Origin of the sequence: Streptomyces sp. NPDC048644 (assembly GCF_043199105.1) — a bacterium.
In the GTDB taxonomy this organism is placed as follows: Bacteria; Actinomycetota; Actinomycetes; order Streptomycetales; family Streptomycetaceae; genus Streptomyces.
Map to the genome: position 1 here is coordinate 1 of NZ_JBICVO010000030.1, position 16,337 is coordinate 16,337.

Below are 16,337 nucleotides of genomic sequence, written 5' to 3' on the forward strand. Positions count from 1 at the left end.
CCACGTCCAGGAGACCGCCACCCCAGCGCAGCCAACGGCCGCCGCACCGTCCCCACCCGCCACCGACAGCGGCCCCCCCCCCCCCCAAGGCCCCCCCCCCCCCCCCCCCCCCCGAACCCGCAAACCCAAAACCCCCCCCCCCCCCCCCCCCCCCCCCCCCCCCCCCCCCCCGCCCGCCCCCCCCCCCCCCCCCCCCCCCCCCCCCCCCCCCCCCCCCCCCCCCCCCCCACCCCACCCCCACACACCACGTGACCACCGAACACCAGCCCCACCCCACCCACTGGCCTGCACAAACCCCCTCCCACCCCCATACAGTGGCGAAGACACCACCACCACAGCAGGAGGCCGGCGATCATGAGCGACGCGAATACCGAGCCGCAGGGGCCCGAGGCGACCGAGCACGCGCACGACCCCGAGGTGCTGCAACTGGCGGCCAAGGTGTTCGACCTGGCACGCCACGGCGACACCGATACCGTCGCCGCCTACGTCGACGCCGGCGTCCCGGCGAACCTGACGAACGACAAGGGCGATTCGCTGGTGATGCTGGCCGCGTACCACGGCCACGCCACGACCGTGGAGGCACTCCTGCGCCGCGGCGCCGACGCCGACCGCGCCAACGACCGCGGCCAGACCCCGCTGGCCGGCGCCGTCTTCAAGGGCGAGGACGAGGTCGCCAAGATCCTGCTGGCACACGGCGCCGACCCCGCCGCAGGCACCCCGTCGGCGATCGACACGGCCCGGATGTTCGAGAAGACCGAGCTGCTCAAGCTGTTCGGCGCCGCATAACCACACCGGCCCCCCGGAACGGGACAGGCACACCCCAGCCGGCCGACCAGTTGACCTCAACCTTGATCGAGGTCCTAGCGTCTGGTTCCGACGGCAACCCCGCCGTCCCGTTCCGAGGGGCCCCCGCATGTCCGAGCACACACCCGCGTCCACGACCACCCACCGCTACACCCTCGCCGTGATCATCGGCAGCACCCGGGAGGGCCGGTTCGCCCCGGTCATCGCGAACTGGTTCGCCCGGCACGTCGCCACCCACACGCACATCGACCTCGACGTCATCGACCTCGACACCGTCCGCCCCTACGAACTCCGGCACGACAGCAAGGAGTTCACGACATTCTCCGAGCGCATCGAGGCGGCGGACGCCTTCGTGGTGGTCACCCCGGAGTACAACCACTCCTTCCCCGCCCCGCTCAAGCACGCCATCGACCTGCTCAACCCCCAGTGGCACGCCAAGCCCGTCGGCTTCATCTCGTACGGCGGCATCTCCGGCGGCCTGCGGGCCATCGAGCAACTGCGGCTGGTCTTCGCGGAGTTGCACGCCACCACGGTGCGCGAGACGGTCAGCTTCCCGCTCGCCTGGAACCTCTTCGACGAAGAAGGCCGGCTGCACGAGCCGGAGGCCGCGACCCGCGCCGCCGACACCCTGCTCGGCCAGCTGACCTGGTGGGCCCTGGCCCTCCGCGAGGCCCGCACGCTGCGCCCGTACGGCGCCTAGACGAGCAGGCCCGAAGCGGCGCCTGCCTGGCGGGGCCCAGCCGCACCCACCGCTCCGCCTACTCCGCGTCCGCCCCGATCGCCCGCTCCACAAGCGCACTGACCAGCCCGTCCGTCTCGTCATCGGGCACCACACCCGGCAGCGTCAGCTGCTCCAGCATCAGCCCGGTCATCGCGAGATAGATGAGCACCACGGCGGTGCGGTCGCCCGGCAGCCCGCTCTCCAGGTGGAAGCGGATGTCGTCGTCAAGCGTCTCGCGGACGGCCCGGGTCAGCTCCGCGCGCAGCTCGGGGCGCCGGGTCGCCTCCAGGCGCAGCTCCAGCATCGCGAGGTAGCCGGTGCGGTGTTCGGTGACCCGCTGGTTGATCCACCGCATCAGCTCCGCCACCAGTTCGCGGCTCGGCGGCGCCTTCATCACCTCGGTGACCTCCGCCGGGTCGGGCGCGATGCTCCGGTGGATCCGCCCGGTCACCTGGGCCAGCAACTCGTCGCGTCCCGCGAAGTAGTTGGACGCCGTGCCGTTGGGCACCTCCGCCGCGGCGTCGACCGCCCGGAACGTCAGCCCGCGCGCGCCCTCGCGCGCCAGGACGTCGATGGCGGCGTCGACCAGTGCCGCCCGCCGCTCAGGGTTACGCACCATCCGGATCTCCTCCCGAGAGCCTTATCCACTCAACAAACCACTCCAGACATAGTACTATGCCTGGAGTGGTTGAATCGGCGGAGGCACCGCCGACGCGCCGCACACAGGGAGGCCCCATGCGATTCCAGAAACTCGGCGTGGCCGTGCTCAGCGACGACGTCGCGGCGAGCGCCCGCTTCTACACCGAGCACTTCGGCTTCACCCCCGTCGCCGAACTCGACTGGTACGCGAGCCTGCACCACGACGCGCACCCGTCCTACGTCCTCGACTTCGTGCAGCGCGGCCACCCCGCCATGCCGGACGGCTTCCGCACCCAGGACACCGCGGGCCTCTGCCTCGGCTTCCAGGTGGCGGACGCGGCGGCGGAAGAGGCGACGCTGCGCGCCGCGGGTGTGGAGATCGCCGAGCCGCTGCGGGACGAGCCCTGGGGCCAGCGCAGGTTCAACGTCTGGGGCCCGGAAGGCATCCTCATCGAGGTGCTCCAGACCATCGATCCGGACCCGCAGTGGCTGGCGGCACAGGGTCTCTGACCCCCGCCCGCCGGTCCCGGCCCTCAGCCGAGCCGCCGTGCCGTGGCCACCCGTACCGTCATCGCGCACGGAATCCGCCCGTCCGGCAGTGCCGTCGCCGCCGCCTCCGCCTCGAAGCGGGCCCGCAGCCCCGCGGTGACCGCGGGGTCAAGCGGCCCGATGTCGTAGATCCCGCCGACCGTACGCCACACCAGATCGGGCGGCCCGGTCAGATCGATCCGTACGCTCTCCCACCGCACGGGCCCGAAGCCGGCCGGGCCGAAGACCTCGTCGAAGCCCTCCTGGGTGCGCAGTCGCCGGTCGCCGAGCCGGGGGATCCGGCGGGCGGCAGGGGCCGCGTCGAACAGCGGCCTGGCCAGCCGCAGGAACAGCTCGTACGCCTCGCCGCCCGCGGGCCCGCCCCCGATCACCGCGGCCAGGGTGCCGCCGGGCTCCAGCACCCGCGCCAGCTCGGCGGCGACCCGCTCGGCCTCGCCCATCAGCATCAGCGCCATGTGCGTGACGCAGCCGTCGAACTGCCCGTCAGGGAACGGAAGTTGCTGCGCCCGTCCGGCCCGCAGGTCCGCCGCCGCCACCCCGGGACGGCGCCCGGCCAGGGCCAGCTCATCGGCTGACAGGTCGATTCCGGCGAGTTCCCTGCCGGGGTCGGCGGCCAGCAGCTCCAGGAGCAGCCCGTCGCCGCAGCCGAGGTCCAGCACCCGGCGGCGGCCGGTCACGGCGTCCCGCAGGATCTCGTAGCTGGAGCGTCCGTCGGCGGCCAGGCCACGGGCCATCGCCCGTGCGGTCACCGCCGGGTGCGCGGCGTGGAACGCCCGCAGGAAGTCTTCCGGAACCGTCGTCACCCCCTGAGCGTAGGAGCCACCGCCCCCGCGCACAGCCGTTTCCGCCGCACCGGCGGGCGCCGGGGCTCACCCCTCCACGAGCGTCATGCTGCCCGCGTCGTACCGGGCGCCGGCGATCTGGCCCGCCGGGGCCGCCGCGTCGATGGCGGCCAGTTCGATGTCGGTCAGCTCCACGCGCAGCGCGCCGATGTTCTCCTCCAGGTACTTCTGGCGGCGGGTGCCGGGGATCGGCACCACGTCGTCGCCACGGTGCTGCACCCAGGCCAGCGCGAGCTGCCCGGCCGATACGCCCTTGTCGGCGGCGAGTTCGGTCAGCTTCCGTACGATCGCCAGGTTCTGTTCGAGGTTCCCGTCGGCGAACCGCGGCTGGGTGCGCCGCAGGTCGGAGTCAGGCAGCCCGTCGAGCGAGGTGTAACGCCCGGTCAGGAAGCCGCGGCCGAGGGGCGAGAACGGCACCAGGCCGATGCCCAGCTCGCGGCAGACCGGCGCGATGGTCTCCTCCAGGTCCCGGGTCCACAGCGACCACTCGCTCTGGAGCGCCGCGATCGGATGCACCGCGTGCGCCCGCCGCACGGTCTCCGCGCCCGCTTCGGACAGCCCGAGATGGCGCACCTTGCCCGCCGCGACCAGTTCGGCCATCGCGCCGACCGTCTCCTCGATCGGCACCCGCGGGTCGACGCGGTGCTGGTAGTAGAGGTCGATGTGGTCGACCCCGAGCCGGCGCAGCGACGCCTCGCACGCCTGCCGTACGTAGGCCGCGTCGCCGCGGACGGCTGCCGGTTCGCCGACCCGGTTGACGAAGCCGAACTTGGTCGCGATGACCGCCTCGTCGCGCCGCCCCGCGACGGCCCGGCCGATCAACTCCTCGTTGTGGCCCGCCCCGTAGAAGTCGGAGGTGTCCAGCAGGCTCACGCCGAGGTCGAGCGCCCGGTGGATCGTCGCGACCGACTGCCCGTCGTCCGCCGCGCCGTAGCCGTGGCTCATTCCCATGCATCCCAGGCCCTGGGCCGAGACCGCCAGCTCACCGAGCCGACGCGTAGGCATCCCCGTCATCCTGCTACCTCCTGGTGCGATGTGCTGCCGCGGTGTCCGGGCTCGCCCCGGAACCGCTTCCGTGACGGTAGGAGTTCGAGTGCACTCCAAGTCAACACCGGCCCGCGACGGCCGGGTTGGCGTACTTCTCGGCCGCCTGCCGTCACGCGGCGGGCACCGAGCCGACGAGGCCACCGTCGATGACCAGGTCCTGTCCCGTGATGTACGCGGCGTCGTCGGATGCCAGGAACGCGACGGCCGCCGCGACGTCGTCGGCGTGGCCGAGCGCGCCGAGCGGTACCTCGGCGGCGTTGCGGGCCTCGGCGTCCGGGTCGGGGTTGGCGTCCCGGTACATCTCCGTGTCGATGTAGCCGGGGCTCACCGAGTTGACCCGGATGCCGCGCGGCGCGAGTTCGGATCCCAGGGTCCGCGCGAGGTTGTGCACCGCCGCCTTGCTCGCGGAGTAGACGGAGGCGATGGGCAGCCCGCGGTAGAGCGTCCAGGAGGCGTTGATGACGAGGGCGCCGCCGTCCCGCAGCAGCGGCAGCGCGGTCTGGAGGGTGAAGAAGACGCCCTTGAAGTCGACGTCCACGATGTGATCGAAGTCGTCCTCGGTGATCTCGGCGCTCGGCTTGAAGACGCCGGTGCCCGCGTTGGCGAACACCACGTCCAGGTGGCCGCGCCAGGTCTCGATCCGCCGCATGAGGTGGTCGAGGTCGGCCCGTGACGCCACGTCGGCGCGGACCGTGATCACCCGTCCAGGCGCGGCGCCGAGGCGGGTGGCGGCGGCGTCCAGGCGTGCCTGGTCGCGGCCGGTGATGGCGACGTACGCGCCTTCGTCGAGGAGTCGCCGTGCGGTGGCCAGGCCCATGCCGCTGGTGCCGCCGGTGATCAGGGCCGTCTTGTTCGTGAATCGCTTCATGCCGATGATCCTGGGCCGCCGCGCCCGCCCGCGGCAGTGCCGGCTGAACCTGGGTCTGCCACCACCACCTTCGGGCCCCGGCCGGTCAGCGGGCCGCCGCCTCCGGCGTGCCCTGGAGCGCCGCGAGCCGTTCCGCGGTCCCGCTGTCCGGCGCCGGGGTGTGCAACAGCAGCCGGTGTCCCGGGAGTTCGGGTACCGGCAGCGAGGTGTAGTCGAAGACCAGCTCGCCGGCCTCGGGGTGGTCCAGCGCCTTGGTGCCCTGCGTCGCGCTGCCGACCGGATGCTCGGCCCAGATCTCGGCGAACGCCGGGCTGGCCGCGCACATGTCGGCGGCCAGCCTGCCGAACTCCGGGTCGTCGGGATAACGGGCGGCGTCCGCGCGGAACTGCCCGGTGATCTGCCGCGCCGCGTCCTCCCAGTGGCAGAGCGCGGCGCGGTAGCGGGCGTTGGTGAAGAAGGTCACCAGGCAGTTGTGGTCGGTGTCGCCGTAGCCGAAGACCAGCCGGGCGGCGCGGTTGACGGCGACCAGGTTCCAGTGCCGGTCGATGACGTACGCGGGGCGCGGCAGCCAGCCGTCGATCACCCGTCGGAGGCCGTCCGGCACGTCCTGGTCCTTCGGCGGCGACGGCGGCGGCGGGTTGAGCCCGGACAGCAGGTACAGGTGTACCCGCTCGGCGTCGTCGAGCCGCAGCACCCGGGCGACGGCGTCCAGCACGTCGGCCGAGACGTTGATGTCCCTGCCCTGTTCGAGCCACGTGTACCAGGAGACCCCGACCCCGGCGAGCACCGCCACCTCCTCGCGGCGCAGTCCCGGCGTGCGCCGCCCGGCACCGGCCGGCATGCCGACGTCGGCGGGTGTCAGCCGGGCCCGCCGGGAGCGCAGGAAGGCACGTATTTCGGAGCTGCGGCGCTGCCGTGCGGCGGCCGGGAGCCGTGAGATGTCCATGCCGCCATGCTAGGAAATCCCGCCATCCGGGCCCGCACCGCCGCGTTCCGGGCGCCCGCCGCTCCCCTGCCCGATGCCGAAGTCCGCGTCCACACCGGCCAGTTCGGCACTGACGTCCCACAGCCGCTCCCCGACCGCGACATCGGCGAAGTGCCCCTGTACGGGTTCGAGCCTGGGCGCACCGCGCAGCCCGAACACCCGGGGGCCCCACATCTGCCCGCCGCGCACGGACGGGTCGAGCACCGCCCGCACGGCGGGCCACGCGGCGGCTTCCTTGCCCTGGAGCAGCAGACCTGCGGGCGCGCCGCGCAGCCGCTCGCCGGCGGTCCGCTCCCGTACCCGCGGGCGGTCGGGGGTCAGGGAGTCCAGCGCGCCGCCGGGATGGGTCACCACGCTCAGCGTCGTGGCGCCGGCCGCCCGCAGCCGCCGGTCGAGCGCGAAGCCGAAGAGCATCTGCGCCAGCTTCGAGCGCGCGTAGGTGTCCTTCGGCCGGTAGTCGCGGGTGCTCTGGAGGTCGTCGAGGTCCAGCCGGACGGATCTGGCGGCGAAGCTGCCGGTGGTGACGACGCGGCTGCCGGGCGCGGCGGACAGCAGCGGCATCAGCCACCGGGTGAGGGCGAAGTGGCCGAGGTGGTTGGTGGCGAACATCGCCTCGTGTCCGTCCGGGGTCTCGCTGCGCCGCGGGTCGTCGAGCAGCACCCCCGCGTTGTGGACGACGGCGTCGAGACCGCCTGGGCCGAGTGCGTCCACGGAGCCCTCCAGGGACGGCAGATCGGCGAGATCCAGCGGGAGGTGGCGCAGCCGCGCGCCGGGGACGCGGGCGCGGATCGCGTCCATGGCGGCGGCGGCCTTCGCGGCGTTCCTGCTGCCGAGCACGACGGTGGCCCCGGTGCCCGCGAGCTGCTCGGCGACGAAGTACCCGATCCCCGCGTTGCCCCCGGTGACCAGGAACTTCTTGCCCTCGGCCGGCGGCAGCCGGTGGACGTCCCACGGGCTGCCCTGGTCGGCGACGGTCATGGCGGTCTCCTCGCGCTCGGTGTACGTGCACTCCCCCGTGATCCACGGCGGGGGCCGCCCCACAGGACGACTCCCGCCGCACCCACAACGTCCCAGCCCCCACCGACACCACGCCGACACCCGCACCCCACCGCCGACAACGCCCCGACACCCGCCCGCGCGTCCTCCTCCCCCCCGGGCACACAACGAGCCCCCCAGGAAATTACTTTCCAGTGCGGAAAATATATGCCAGGATGGCGAACGTAAGCCGGTCACGAAGCCCGGCCCACGCAGCCCACCACACAAGCGGTCACGCATGACCGTCCGCCCCCACGGCAACACCAGGAGCACCCCATGCCGGCACAGGAGAACACCCCCGACGGCGGCCCGTACGCCACCGCCCCGTCGGCCGACAGTGCGGCGAGCACCCTTCAGGACGTCAACACCGCCCGCGCCCGCGCCGCGCTCCGGGCCCGCCTCACCCCCGCCTGGTTCGGGCCCACGGCCGCGGCGGTCCTGATCCTCCCCAGGGCCGGCGACATCTGGGGCGACGGCAAGGGCGCCGCGGCGCTGTTCTCGCTCATGCTGTCGCTCGCCGGGCTGGTGGCGGTCTGCGTACTCGTCCGCGCGGGCCGGCGCGGCAGCGGGGTCATGGTGACGGAGCCCTGGGCCACGCGCATCGCGCGCAACCGCGTCCCTGTCATCGCCCTCATCGTGGCCTTCGGCCTGGCCTTGCTGCTGTGCCGGCAGCTCGGGGCCGACGAGCCCACCACCCGCGTCGTCGTGTCCGTCGTCGCGGCCATCGGTGTCTGGGCGGCGCGCCTGTGGCGCAACGCCGCGATCAAGCAGCAGCTGCGGGACCTGGCATGACCACCGAATCCGGTACGCCGGAGCCGGTCGGGCCCGCGCTCGACGACACGATCCACCACCCCACCCGCCTGGCCGTCGCGGCCTTCCTCTCCGCCTGCGACGAAGCGGAGTTCGCGGCGGTGCGCGACTGCTGCCAGGTGTCCGACTCGGTCCTCAGCAAGACCGCGTCCGCGCTGGAGGCCGCCGGGTACGTCGACATCCGCAAGGGCTACGTCGGCAAGCGCCCCCGGACCTGGCTCTCCCTCACCCCCGAAGGGCACGACGCACTGACCCGGCACCTCGCCGCACTCCAGAACATCGCCACCGCGGCCCAGAACGCCGGCGCCCGCGCACGCACAGAACCCGCCGGGCCCGCAGCACCGCCGTCCGACTCCTGACACCTGCGGTCAGGCCGGCGGCCGACTGCCCATAGACCGCCCGTCCGTTGAGAAGTCGTACACGGACCATTCGGTGACCGGGACGTATCCGATGCGCTGGTAGAGGGCGTTGCTGGTGGCGTTGGCGGGGTCCGCGTACAGCACGACGTCCGTCGCCCCCGCGGCCAGCGCGGCCCGGCTCACCTCGGCCGTCACGCCGCCCGCGTAGCCACGCCCCCGGAGGTGAGCCGGCCTGGACTTCCCCGACGGCAGCACAGAACTCGCCGCACCAGCGCACGAGTTGCTCATGGTCCCGCTCGCCCGTGACCCGGCCACGGCCCTCCGGGAGCGGCTCCGGCGGGGTGAGCGCGCCGAGGCGGTACAGCCGGATCCGCTTGCTGAGCGTCGGCGCCGTGCTCGGGGGTGAGGGGGGTGAGGGTCAGGCCGCGGGACGGGAGGCGGTGGAAGACGGCGCGGACCTCGCCCGCCCGCTCCAGTCGGCCGAAGACGGTGGCTCCGGCGCCGTACGCGTCCGCCCCGCGCGTGCGCAGTCTCTCGATCGCCGTCAGCGGCGTGCTGTGCAGGGCGGGCCGTGAGCGCAGGAAGTCTCCGGCTCGGGCGAGGAATGCGTCGAGGTCTTCGGTGAGGTGCCAGCCGTCCGGTCGCATGCTTCATGGTTCCCCTTGCGGTGGCCGTCGGACCCGCCCGGCACGTGGCTCATCGGGGCCGCTCGTGTCCGGTGAGCATGGCGATCAGGGCGTGGGGTGCGTCGGCGACGAAGGAGGGCTCGTAGAAGACGGCGCCGTCGGTGGCGGATGCGGCGCTGCGGGGGAACATGGCCTGCTCGTATGCGGTGAGCGCGGCCTCGGCGTCGCCGGGGTGTGCGGCGATGGCCGTGCCGAGTTCGACGCCGTCGTACATGGCCAGGTTGGCGCCTTCGCCGTCCGGGGCCGAGAGGTGGGCGGCGTCGCCGAGCAGGGTCACCCCCGGCACCCGGTCCCAACGGTGCCCGATCGGCAGGGCGTTGAGGGGGCGCAGGACCGGTGCGGTGTCCCCTTCGGTGATCAGCGCGGTGAGTTCCGGCGCCCAGCCGTCGAATTCCCGGGCTATCCGCGCGGTCGCGGAGGCGGGATCGGTGAAATCGATCGCGTCGAACCAGTCCTGCGGCCTGAAGAGCGACACGTAGGTGTGCAGGACCCCGCCGCTCTCCCGGTGCGCCTGGATCCCCTTCCCCGGCTCCAGCGCGAACAGCGAACCGCCGCCGACCGCGCGGGCGCCGGCGGGGTGGCGGGTGTCGCCGTCGAACAGGTACGTCTCGACGAACGACGCGCCGACGTACTCGGGCACCGCGTCGGAGAGCAGCGGGCGGACCCGTGACCACGCGCCGTCCGCACCGACCAGCAGGCTCGTGACGACGGTGGTGCCGTCGGCGAACGCCACCTCGTGACGGCCACCGCCGAGTGCGCGGACGCCGCTGACCTTGTGCCCCCACCGGACGGTGCCGTCCGGGAGCGAGTCGAGCAGGATCCGCCGCAGCTCGCCGCGCTGTACCTCGGGGCGTCCGCCCGTGCCGTCGTCGGCGATGTCGAGCAGCACGGTCCCGTCCCGGTCGAGGACCCGGTACTGCTGGCGGCCCTCCAGGACGATGCCGCGGAACTCGTCGAACAGGCCCGCCGCCCGCAGCGCCGGCTGGCCGTTGTAGTCGTGGATGTCGAGCATGCCGCCCTGGGTGCGCGCCGTCGGGGATGGCTCCGCCTCGTAGACGGTGGCCGGGATGCCGTGGACGTGCAGGACGCGGGCGAGCATGAGGCCGCCGAGTCCGGCGCCGACGATCGTGACGGGAGTGCGCATCGTGATTCCTTCGGGATCGAGGCCGCCCGGCCTCTCTGGTATGCCGTTCCAATCTTGGAACGGCGCTCCATGCTGGAACGGCGCTCCAGACGTGTCAAGATGGGACGCATGGCAACGCGGACACGCCGGTCACAGCGGCGCACAGAGGCGCTCTCCCGGGAGCGCATCGTCGAGGCGGCCGTCGAACTGCTCGACGCGGCCGGCGAGAGCGGGCTGACGTTCCGGGCGCTGACCGAGCGCCTCGCCACCGGGCCCGGGGCGATCTACTGGCACGTGGCGAACAAGGACGAGCTGCTCGGCGCCGCCACCGAAGCCGTCGTCGCCACCGCGCTGACCAGCGGGTCCACCGAGTCCCCCGGCTCACCGCAGGACGGGATCCGCGCCGTCGCGCTCGGCCTGTTCGACGCGATCGATGAACACCCGTGGCTCGCCACGCAGCTCGCCACCCAGCTCTCCCGCAACCCCTGGGGTTCGGTGGCGCCACGGATCTTCGAGAGCATCGGCCGGCAGGTCCGCGCGCTCGGCGTACCCGAGGGCAGCTGGTTCACGGCGGCCTCGGCACTGGTGCACTACATCCTCGGCGCGGCCGGCCAGAACGCCGCGAACGCCCGCGTCGGCAAGCTCCACGCGGACCGCAGCGAGTTCCTCGACGCCGCGTCGACGGCATGGCAAGAACTCGACCCCGACGCCTACCCGTTCACCCGGGCCGTCGCGGACCAGATGCGCGACCACGACGACCACGAGCAGTTCCTCACCGGCATCGACCTCGTCCTCACCGGCATCACCGCCCTCCATCTGCCCGACGGGCCGGCGCACACCCCGCCCGCCACCTGAGCCGGACGAGGCCGCCCCTTCGGCGGCGTACGTCACCGCGCGCCGCGGCCGGGCCTCACCCGAACGCTACACTCCCGCAAGCACTTGCTTGCAATAGTTAGCACGCTGTTGCACGATGGCGGCATGGCCTCACTCAACGTCGGCAACCTCGGAGAGTTCCTGCGGGAACAGCGGCGCACCGCGCAGCTGAGCCTGCGGCAGCTCGCGGATGCCGCGGGGGTGTCCAACCCGTACCTCAGCCAGATCGAGCGCGGGCTGCGCAAGCCGAGCGCGGAGATCTTGCAGCAGCTGGCCAAGGCGCTGCGGATCTCCGCCGAGACGCTGTACGTGCAGGCCGGGATTCTCGACGAGCGGCAGGGGCTCGACGGTGTCGAGGTGCAGACCGCGATCCTCACCGACCCCGCGCTCAACGAGAAGCAGAAGCAGGTCCTGCTGCAGATCTACGAGTCGTTCCGCAAGGAGAACGGACACGGGAGCGGCGGCACGGACGGCACCGAGAGCGGGCACGACGGCGAGCGCGGCACGGACCCCCGCGCCGCAGAGGCCGACGGCGGCCCGCACACCACGCCACCTGAGCACACGACGTCCCGACAGCAGGAGGAACCACGTCATGGCCATCACCGATGACCTCCGCAAGACCCTGACCGACCCGACCCCGCTGTACGCCATCGCCGGCACCGCCGACCTGGCGGCCGAGAAGCTCGGCGAGGTCCCGGTCCTGGTCGAGAAGATCAAGGCCGAGGCGCCCAAGCACTTCGAGGCGGTGCGCGCCACGGACCCCAAGGAGGTCCAGGAGCGGTTCGCCAAGCAGGCCAAGGACGCGCAGGACAAGCTCACCGACCTGCTGGGCACGCTCGACACCGACCTGAAGAAGATCCGCGAGCAGGCGCAGGGCCTGGCGCTCCAGGGCGTCGGCCGGGCCGCCGAGTACGCGGTGCGGGCCCGTGAGACGTACGACGGGCTGGCCGAGCGCGGCCGGGGCGCGGTGCAGAACTGGCGCGGCGAGGCCGCCGACCAGGTCGAGGAGCTGGCCGTCGTGATCGAGCCGGAGCCGGCCCCGAAGACCGAGCCGAAGTCCGTCCCGAAGGCGAACGGCACGGCGAACGGAACCGCGGGCAGCAAGGCGAACAGCAAGGCCGCCACGAAGCCCGCGGCCAACGGCTCGGTGCCGAAGCCGACGGCCAAGCCCGCCGAGGCGAAGAAGGCCGCGCCGCGCAAGCCGGCCACGAAGAAGACCACTCCGCCGCCGGCGCAGTGACGATACGGCGGACCGCGTACGGGCCGGGCACACTCCAGGTGCCCGGCCCGTTGTCCGGGTACGGTGGGCCGCGTAGCTGCGAGTCGAGACGGTGGTGGAGAGCGTGCTGATTTACGGGTTCCAGAGCATTCTGAGCTGGGTGCAGCTGGCTCTGGGGGTCTACGCCGCCGTGATGCTGATCGACGCGGCCGTGCGCCGCGAGGACGCGTACCGCGCGGCGAGCAAGCAGACCAAGGGCATGTGGCTGATCTTCCTGGTCATCGCCACCGCGCTGCTGTTCCTGCTGCCGCTGATGTCGTTCCTGCCGATCATCGGCGTGATCGCGGTGATCGTCTACACCGTCGACGTCCGTCCGGCACTCAGGCAGGTCACCGGCGGCGGGGGCCCGCGCCGCGGCGGCTCCAGCTCGGACGGCCCTTACGGCCCCTACAACGGCGGCCGGTGAGCGGGCCCGCCCGCACGGAGCGCGGGGCGGGTGTCAGCCCTTCCTGCGGTCCAGCAGCAGTACCGCGACATCGTCGGTCAGCTCGCCGCCGTTGAGGTCACGGACCTCCGTCATCGCGGCGTCCAGCAGCTCCTCGCCGGTGAGCCCGGCGGCCATCCGACGGCCGACCAGTGCGGCCATGCCTTCCTGGCCGAGCCGCTGCTTGCCCTCGCCGATGTGGCCCTCGATCAGGCCGTCGGTGTACATCATCAGGCTCCAGGAACCGCCGAGTTCGACCTGCCGGCGCGGCCAGCGGGCGTGCGGCAGCAGCCCCAGCGCCGGGCCGCCCGTCTCGTACGGGAGCAGCCGCGGCGGCAGTCCCGCGCGGGCCAGCAGCGGCGCCGGGTGTCCTGCCAGGCACACCCCGGCGCGGCGGCCGTCCGGCGAGATGTCGACGGTGCACAGCGTCGCGAAGATCTCGTCGTCGGCGCGTTCGTGCTCCAGGACCTTCTGGAGGGTGGAGAGCAGTTCGTCGCCGCACAGGCCCGCGAAGGTCAACGCGCGCCAGGCGATGCGGAGTTCGACGCCGAGCGCGGCCTCGTCGGGGCCGTGGCCGCAGACGTCGCCGATCATGGCGTGCACGGTGCCGTCGGCGGTGCGCACGGTGTCGTAGAAATCGCCGCCGAGCAGCGCGCGGCTGCGGCCCGGACGGTAGCGGGCCGCGAAGCGCAGGTCGGAGCCCTCCAGCAGCGGCGTGGGCAGCAGCCCGCGCTCCAGACGGGCGTTCTCCTGGGCGCGCAGCCGCGATTCGGTCAGCTGGCGCTGCGCGAGGTCGGCGCGTTTGCGTTCGACGGCGTAGCGCACCGCGCGGCTGAGCACCGCGCCGTCCAGCTCGTCGCGGAAGAGGTAGTCCTGGGCGCCGACCCGTACCGCCTCGGCGGCCCGCTCGGCATCCGTCTCCGGCGTCATCACCAGGACGGCGTGCGCGGGCGCCATCCGCAGGACGGCGCGCAGGGCGCCCAGTTCGTCGTCGGGGCCCGCGCCGTCCGCCGCCTCGTCCGCGGCGGTCCGGTCGGCCCGGTCGGGGCCGTCGGGCGGTGCCAGGTCGAGCAGGATGCAGTGCACGTCGTCGGTGAGCAGCCGTGCCGCCTCGGTGAGGTTGCGGGCGGTGCGCAGCCGCAGCTTGCGGCCCGCCCAGTCCCACATGTCGGGAACGGTGCTGTTGGGGTCGTCCCCGATGAGAAGCAGGGTCAGGGCGTGGCCCGATCCGTTGTCCGCGGTCGGGGGCGTGGCCGGCTGCGCCACGTCGGGTGCCAGGGCACGGCAGGCCGTGTCCGCCGCGGCCCACGGCCCGACCGGCGCGCCCCGGTCCATGGCGTCCCCCGCCGCCGGTGCGCTCCACGCGCGTACGGCATCGGCGCAGGCGTCGTCCGCCGGCGCCGCCTGGTGCGGCAGCACGGCCGTCCGCTGGTGCGGTGCGGGTACGGGCATTGCTCTGCTTCCTTCCCTCCCCCCGAGGGTGCACAGGCGCGCCGACCGGCGCACCAGCGTGCCCGGTCGTGCGCCGCTCTGGTCATCGAGCGGGGCGCCGCCGGGCACTGAGAGTGCGACCATAGCGCCACTCCCCAGGGGGACGGAATGACCGACAGCAATCGGCCATCGTCATATGCCGCACCGCATAAGCCATTTGACCTGGGGCGGGCGGAAAGCGAATGACGAACATCACCCCGCCCGACCGCATTGCGCGACGGTCCGGCAACCCTCCGGTAAGGGCCGTACGGCATACCGGGCCCGCCGGAGTTACGGATCGGCTCTTAAGCATCGATCCGGTCATTTATCGGGCCGCACGACTCCCAGGATCGGCATCGAACCCGCGCCCGCGATCGTGACCTGCCGGCCGGGACGCGGAGCGTGCACGATGGCGCCGTCGCCGATGTACATCCCGACGTGGCTGGCATCGGAGAAGTAAATGATCAGGTCACCGGGCCGCATGTCCTTGACGTCCACCCTGGGCAGTTGGCGCCACTGCTCCTGCGAGGTGCGCGGGATGGTGGTGCCGCCGGCCTGCCAGGCGCGCAGCGTCAGGCCCGAGCAGTCGAAGGTGTCGGGGCCCACGGCGCCCCACACATAATCCTTGCCGATCTGCGACGTCGCGAAGGCGAGGGCTTTCTTTCCGGCCCCCGACGCCTTGTTGTTGATCTCCGCGAGTACGCCGGAGTCGAGCCATTTCTGCTGTTCGGCGACGGCCTGCGCGTCCTCCAGCTTTTTCAGCCGGTCCTTTTCCTTTGCGGCGAGCCGGGATTCCAGCTTCTTCGCCTCGCTGATCTTCTTCTTGATGTCCCGCTGTGCCTTTTCCTTCTTCTCGCGGTTCGCGTCGAGAAGCTCCCAGCGGTCCGTCGCCGCATCGGCGTAGCCCTGCAAGTCGGCCTTGAGGCGGGTGAGTTGGCCGATGACGCTCTTGGCCGCGTGCGCTCCCTTACGGGCCAGGGTCGCGTTGTCGAGAAATCCCTCGGGGTCGCCGTCCAGCATCAGGCGGGCCTCGGCCGGTATGCCGCCGCCGCGATACTGCGCGCTGGCCATCAGACCGGCCTGCCTCTTGAGCGCGGCCAGCTTCCGCTGGGTGCCGTCGATGGTCCGCGCGAGCTTGACGATCTCCTTCTGCTGGATCTCGACCTGCTCCTTGGCGCCGTTGTAGGCGTCGGTGGCCTGTTCGGCCTTGCGGTACAGGTCCTCGATCTTCCGGTGGACCTCTTCGAGCCGCCGGTCGGCCGCGGCGTCCTTCGCCCCGTCCTTCGGCGTGCCCTTCGCCGTGCCCTTCGGCCCGTCCGCGGCCGACCCTGACCGGCTCGCCGTACGGTCCCCGCCACCAGGCCCGTCGGCCGCCGCGCCCGCGCTCGCATACGCCGCGGGCGCCATGCCGCCGAGCAGTCCCGTGGCACACAGCACCACGGCCGTACCGACCGCGACCCTGCCCGCCATGCCCCGCATGTCCCGTCTGCCCCGTACAGCCTTGTCCGCCCCCTGGATCCCCACCCGTTTACCTCCGGTCGGTCCGCGCCGATTCGCGCCGTTGCTTCCGGCGCGGATGCTGCCATACCGATCGGTAATTCAACAGAGTGACGGAGCGATTCCCCTTGCGGGCCCCGCCGATGCACGCCTCTACCGGACACCCTCAGCTGACGGCCGAGGTTCACCCTGCGTTCACTCTCCTCCATCGGCCGCTTCACTTGATCTGCTTAATTTCAGCCTTACCGAGTGCGCGTCACGGCCGTCACGGAAGGCGTCACCCGGCCAACTCGGCTCAGCACACTCCTGACCCACCCCGCACGCCG

At 72.7% G+C, this 16,337-nt stretch carries 18 protein-coding genes and 1 pseudogene; 9 read left to right on the forward strand and 10 right to left on the reverse strand.

From position 1 onward, the window contains the following. Positions 1-354: 354 nt before the first annotated feature. Both ACGFNI_RS35000 and ACGFNI_RS35005 read left to right on the forward strand, forming a co-directional pair. A complete protein-coding gene (locus ACGFNI_RS35000) occupies positions 355-786 on the forward strand; it encodes an ankyrin repeat domain-containing protein (RefSeq protein ID WP_393689650.1) in 432 nt (143 codons plus the stop codon). 127 nt (positions 787-913) lie between these two features. Further along, positions 914-1,504 (forward strand): NADPH-dependent FMN reductase, encoded by a 591-nt coding sequence (locus ACGFNI_RS35005; RefSeq protein ID WP_393689652.1) that lies wholly within the window; start codon positions 914-916, stop codon positions 1,502-1,504. Between the two features lie 58 nt (positions 1,505-1,562). On the opposite strand, the gene ACGFNI_RS35010 is transcribed toward ACGFNI_RS35005, so the two are convergent. Next, the gene (locus ACGFNI_RS35010; RefSeq protein WP_393689654.1) at positions 1,563-2,144 is read right to left on the reverse strand and encodes a TetR/AcrR family transcriptional regulator; all 582 of its coding nucleotides are present in this window, start codon (positions 2,142-2,144) and stop codon (positions 1,563-1,565) included. 116 nt (positions 2,145-2,260) lie between these two features. Here ACGFNI_RS35010 and ACGFNI_RS35015 point away from each other — a divergent pair, with 116 nt between their 5' ends. Then, a complete protein-coding gene (locus ACGFNI_RS35015; protein ID WP_393689656.1) occupies positions 2,261-2,674 on the forward strand; it encodes a VOC family protein in 414 nt (137 codons plus the stop codon). 23 nt (positions 2,675-2,697) lie between these two features. Here ACGFNI_RS35015 and ACGFNI_RS35020 read toward each other — a convergent pair whose 3' ends face one another. The 5 genes from ACGFNI_RS35020 to ACGFNI_RS35040 all read right to left on the reverse strand — a co-directional run bounded on the left by ACGFNI_RS35020 (position 2,698) and on the right by ACGFNI_RS35040 (position 7,433). After that, entirely contained in the window at positions 2,698-3,516 is an 819-nt protein-coding gene (locus ACGFNI_RS35020) for a class I SAM-dependent methyltransferase (protein ID WP_393689658.1), read from the reverse strand. A 66-nt stretch (positions 3,517-3,582) separates the two neighbouring features. Further along, the gene (locus ACGFNI_RS35025) at positions 3,583-4,569 is read right to left on the reverse strand and encodes an aldo/keto reductase (RefSeq protein ID WP_393689660.1); all 987 of its coding nucleotides are present in this window, start codon (positions 4,567-4,569) and stop codon (positions 3,583-3,585) included. Between the two features lie 142 nt (positions 4,570-4,711). After that, positions 4,712-5,470: an SDR family NAD(P)-dependent oxidoreductase gene (locus ACGFNI_RS35030; RefSeq protein ID WP_393689662.1), complete on the reverse strand. Its 759-nt coding sequence runs from the start codon at positions 5,468-5,470 to the stop codon at positions 4,712-4,714. Between the two features lie 85 nt (positions 5,471-5,555). Then, complete coding sequence (locus tag ACGFNI_RS35035; protein WP_393689663.1) at positions 5,556-6,416, reverse strand: helix-turn-helix transcriptional regulator; 861 nt, start codon at positions 6,414-6,416, stop codon at positions 5,556-5,558. A gap of 9 nt (positions 6,417-6,425) precedes the next feature. Then, complete coding sequence (locus tag ACGFNI_RS35040; RefSeq protein WP_393689665.1) at positions 6,426-7,433, reverse strand: SDR family NAD(P)-dependent oxidoreductase; 1,008 nt, start codon at positions 7,431-7,433, stop codon at positions 6,426-6,428. A 333-nt stretch (positions 7,434-7,766) separates the two neighbouring features. On the opposite strand from ACGFNI_RS35040, the gene ACGFNI_RS35045 reads away from it, so the two are divergent. Then, entirely contained in the window at positions 7,767-8,282 is a 516-nt protein-coding gene (locus ACGFNI_RS35045) for a hypothetical protein (protein ID WP_393689667.1), read from the forward strand. Continuing rightward, complete coding sequence (locus ACGFNI_RS35050) at positions 8,279-8,659, forward strand: winged helix-turn-helix domain-containing protein (RefSeq protein WP_393689668.1); 381 nt, start codon at positions 8,279-8,281, stop codon at positions 8,657-8,659. The genes ACGFNI_RS35045 and ACGFNI_RS35050 overlap by 4 nt, the downstream gene beginning before the upstream one ends. 9 nt (positions 8,660-8,668) lie before the next feature. Here ACGFNI_RS35050 and ACGFNI_RS35055 read toward each other — a convergent pair. Together ACGFNI_RS35055 and ACGFNI_RS35060 are read right to left on the reverse strand one after the other, a co-directional pair. Beyond that, a pseudogene (locus ACGFNI_RS35055) lies at positions 8,669-9,306 on the reverse strand (GNAT family N-acetyltransferase). Positions 9,307-9,355: 49 nt separating this feature from the next. Continuing rightward, the gene (locus tag ACGFNI_RS35060; protein WP_393689670.1) at positions 9,356-10,489 is read right to left on the reverse strand and encodes an FAD-dependent oxidoreductase; all 1,134 of its coding nucleotides are present in this window, start codon (positions 10,487-10,489) and stop codon (positions 9,356-9,358) included. 108 nt (positions 10,490-10,597) lie between these two features. On the opposite strand from ACGFNI_RS35060, the gene ACGFNI_RS35065 reads away from it, so the two are divergent. From ACGFNI_RS35065 to ACGFNI_RS35080, 4 genes are all read left to right on the forward strand, one after another. Then, positions 10,598-11,323, forward strand: a complete 726-nt coding sequence (locus tag ACGFNI_RS35065; protein ID WP_393689672.1) for a TetR/AcrR family transcriptional regulator — start codon at positions 10,598-10,600, stop codon at positions 11,321-11,323. A 123-nt stretch (positions 11,324-11,446) separates the two neighbouring features. Then, on the forward strand, positions 11,447-11,950 hold the full coding sequence (locus ACGFNI_RS35070; protein WP_393689674.1) for a helix-turn-helix domain-containing protein: 504 nt from the start codon (positions 11,447-11,449) through the stop codon (positions 11,948-11,950). Further along, positions 11,934-12,581, forward strand: coding sequence for a hypothetical protein (locus ACGFNI_RS35075; RefSeq protein ID WP_393689676.1), 648 nt, complete (start codon positions 11,934-11,936; stop codon positions 12,579-12,581). The genes ACGFNI_RS35070 and ACGFNI_RS35075 overlap by 17 nt, the downstream gene beginning before the upstream one ends. A gap of 103 nt (positions 12,582-12,684) precedes the next feature. Beyond that, positions 12,685-13,026 carry a DUF2516 family protein gene (locus tag ACGFNI_RS35080; RefSeq protein WP_393689678.1) on the forward strand — a complete coding sequence of 114 codons (342 nt, stop codon included), beginning with the start codon at positions 12,685-12,687 and terminating at the stop codon, positions 13,024-13,026. A 33-nt stretch (positions 13,027-13,059) separates the two neighbouring features. Here ACGFNI_RS35080 and ACGFNI_RS35085 read toward each other — a convergent pair whose 3' ends face one another. Beyond that, entirely contained in the window at positions 13,060-14,496 is a 1,437-nt protein-coding gene (locus ACGFNI_RS35085) for a PP2C family protein-serine/threonine phosphatase (RefSeq protein ID WP_393689680.1), read from the reverse strand. 339 nt (positions 14,497-14,835) lie between these two features. Continuing rightward, positions 14,836-15,984 carry an NlpC/P60 family protein gene (locus ACGFNI_RS35090; RefSeq protein ID WP_393689682.1) on the reverse strand — a complete coding sequence of 383 codons (1,149 nt, stop codon included), beginning with the start codon at positions 15,982-15,984 and terminating at the stop codon, positions 14,836-14,838. Positions 15,985-16,337: the final 353 nt, after the last annotated feature.

Excerpts from the sequence above, each read along its gene's own strand:
- ACGFNI_RS35000 (WP_393689650.1), top strand. The coding sequence starts at position 355 with ATGAGCGACGCGAATACCGAGCCGCAGGGGCCCGAGGCGACCGAGCAC.
- ACGFNI_RS35005 (WP_393689652.1), top strand. The coding sequence starts at position 914 with ATGTCCGAGCACACACCCGCGTCCACGACCACCCACCGCTACACCCTC.
- ACGFNI_RS35010 (WP_393689654.1), bottom strand. The coding sequence starts at position 2,144 with ATGGTGCGTAACCCTGAGCGGCGGGCGGCACTGGTCGACGCCGCCATC.
- ACGFNI_RS35015 (WP_393689656.1), top strand. The coding sequence starts at position 2,261 with ATGCGATTCCAGAAACTCGGCGTGGCCGTGCTCAGCGACGACGTCGCG.
- ACGFNI_RS35025 (WP_393689660.1), bottom strand. The coding sequence starts at position 4,569 with ATGACGGGGATGCCTACGCGTCGGCTCGGTGAGCTGGCGGTCTCGGCC.
- ACGFNI_RS35030 (WP_393689662.1), bottom strand. The coding sequence starts at position 5,470 with ATGAAGCGATTCACGAACAAGACGGCCCTGATCACCGGCGGCACCAGC.
- ACGFNI_RS35035 (WP_393689663.1), bottom strand. The coding sequence starts at position 6,416 with ATGGACATCTCACGGCTCCCGGCCGCCGCACGGCAGCGCCGCAGCTCC.
- ACGFNI_RS35040 (WP_393689665.1), bottom strand. The coding sequence starts at position 7,433 with ATGACCGTCGCCGACCAGGGCAGCCCGTGGGACGTCCACCGGCTGCCG.
- ACGFNI_RS35045 (WP_393689667.1), top strand. The coding sequence starts at position 7,767 with ATGCCGGCACAGGAGAACACCCCCGACGGCGGCCCGTACGCCACCGCC.
- ACGFNI_RS35050 (WP_393689668.1), top strand. The coding sequence starts at position 8,279 with ATGACCACCGAATCCGGTACGCCGGAGCCGGTCGGGCCCGCGCTCGAC.
- ACGFNI_RS35060 (WP_393689670.1), bottom strand. The coding sequence starts at position 10,489 with ATGCGCACTCCCGTCACGATCGTCGGCGCCGGACTCGGCGGCCTCATG.
- ACGFNI_RS35065 (WP_393689672.1), top strand. The coding sequence starts at position 10,598 with ATGGCAACGCGGACACGCCGGTCACAGCGGCGCACAGAGGCGCTCTCC.
- ACGFNI_RS35070 (WP_393689674.1), top strand. The coding sequence starts at position 11,447 with ATGGCCTCACTCAACGTCGGCAACCTCGGAGAGTTCCTGCGGGAACAG.
- ACGFNI_RS35075 (WP_393689676.1), top strand. The coding sequence starts at position 11,934 with ATGGCCATCACCGATGACCTCCGCAAGACCCTGACCGACCCGACCCCG.
- ACGFNI_RS35085 (WP_393689680.1), bottom strand. The coding sequence starts at position 14,496 with ATGCCCGTACCCGCACCGCACCAGCGGACGGCCGTGCTGCCGCACCAG.
- ACGFNI_RS35090 (WP_393689682.1), bottom strand. The coding sequence starts at position 15,984 with ATGGCGGGCAGGGTCGCGGTCGGTACGGCCGTGGTGCTGTGTGCCACG.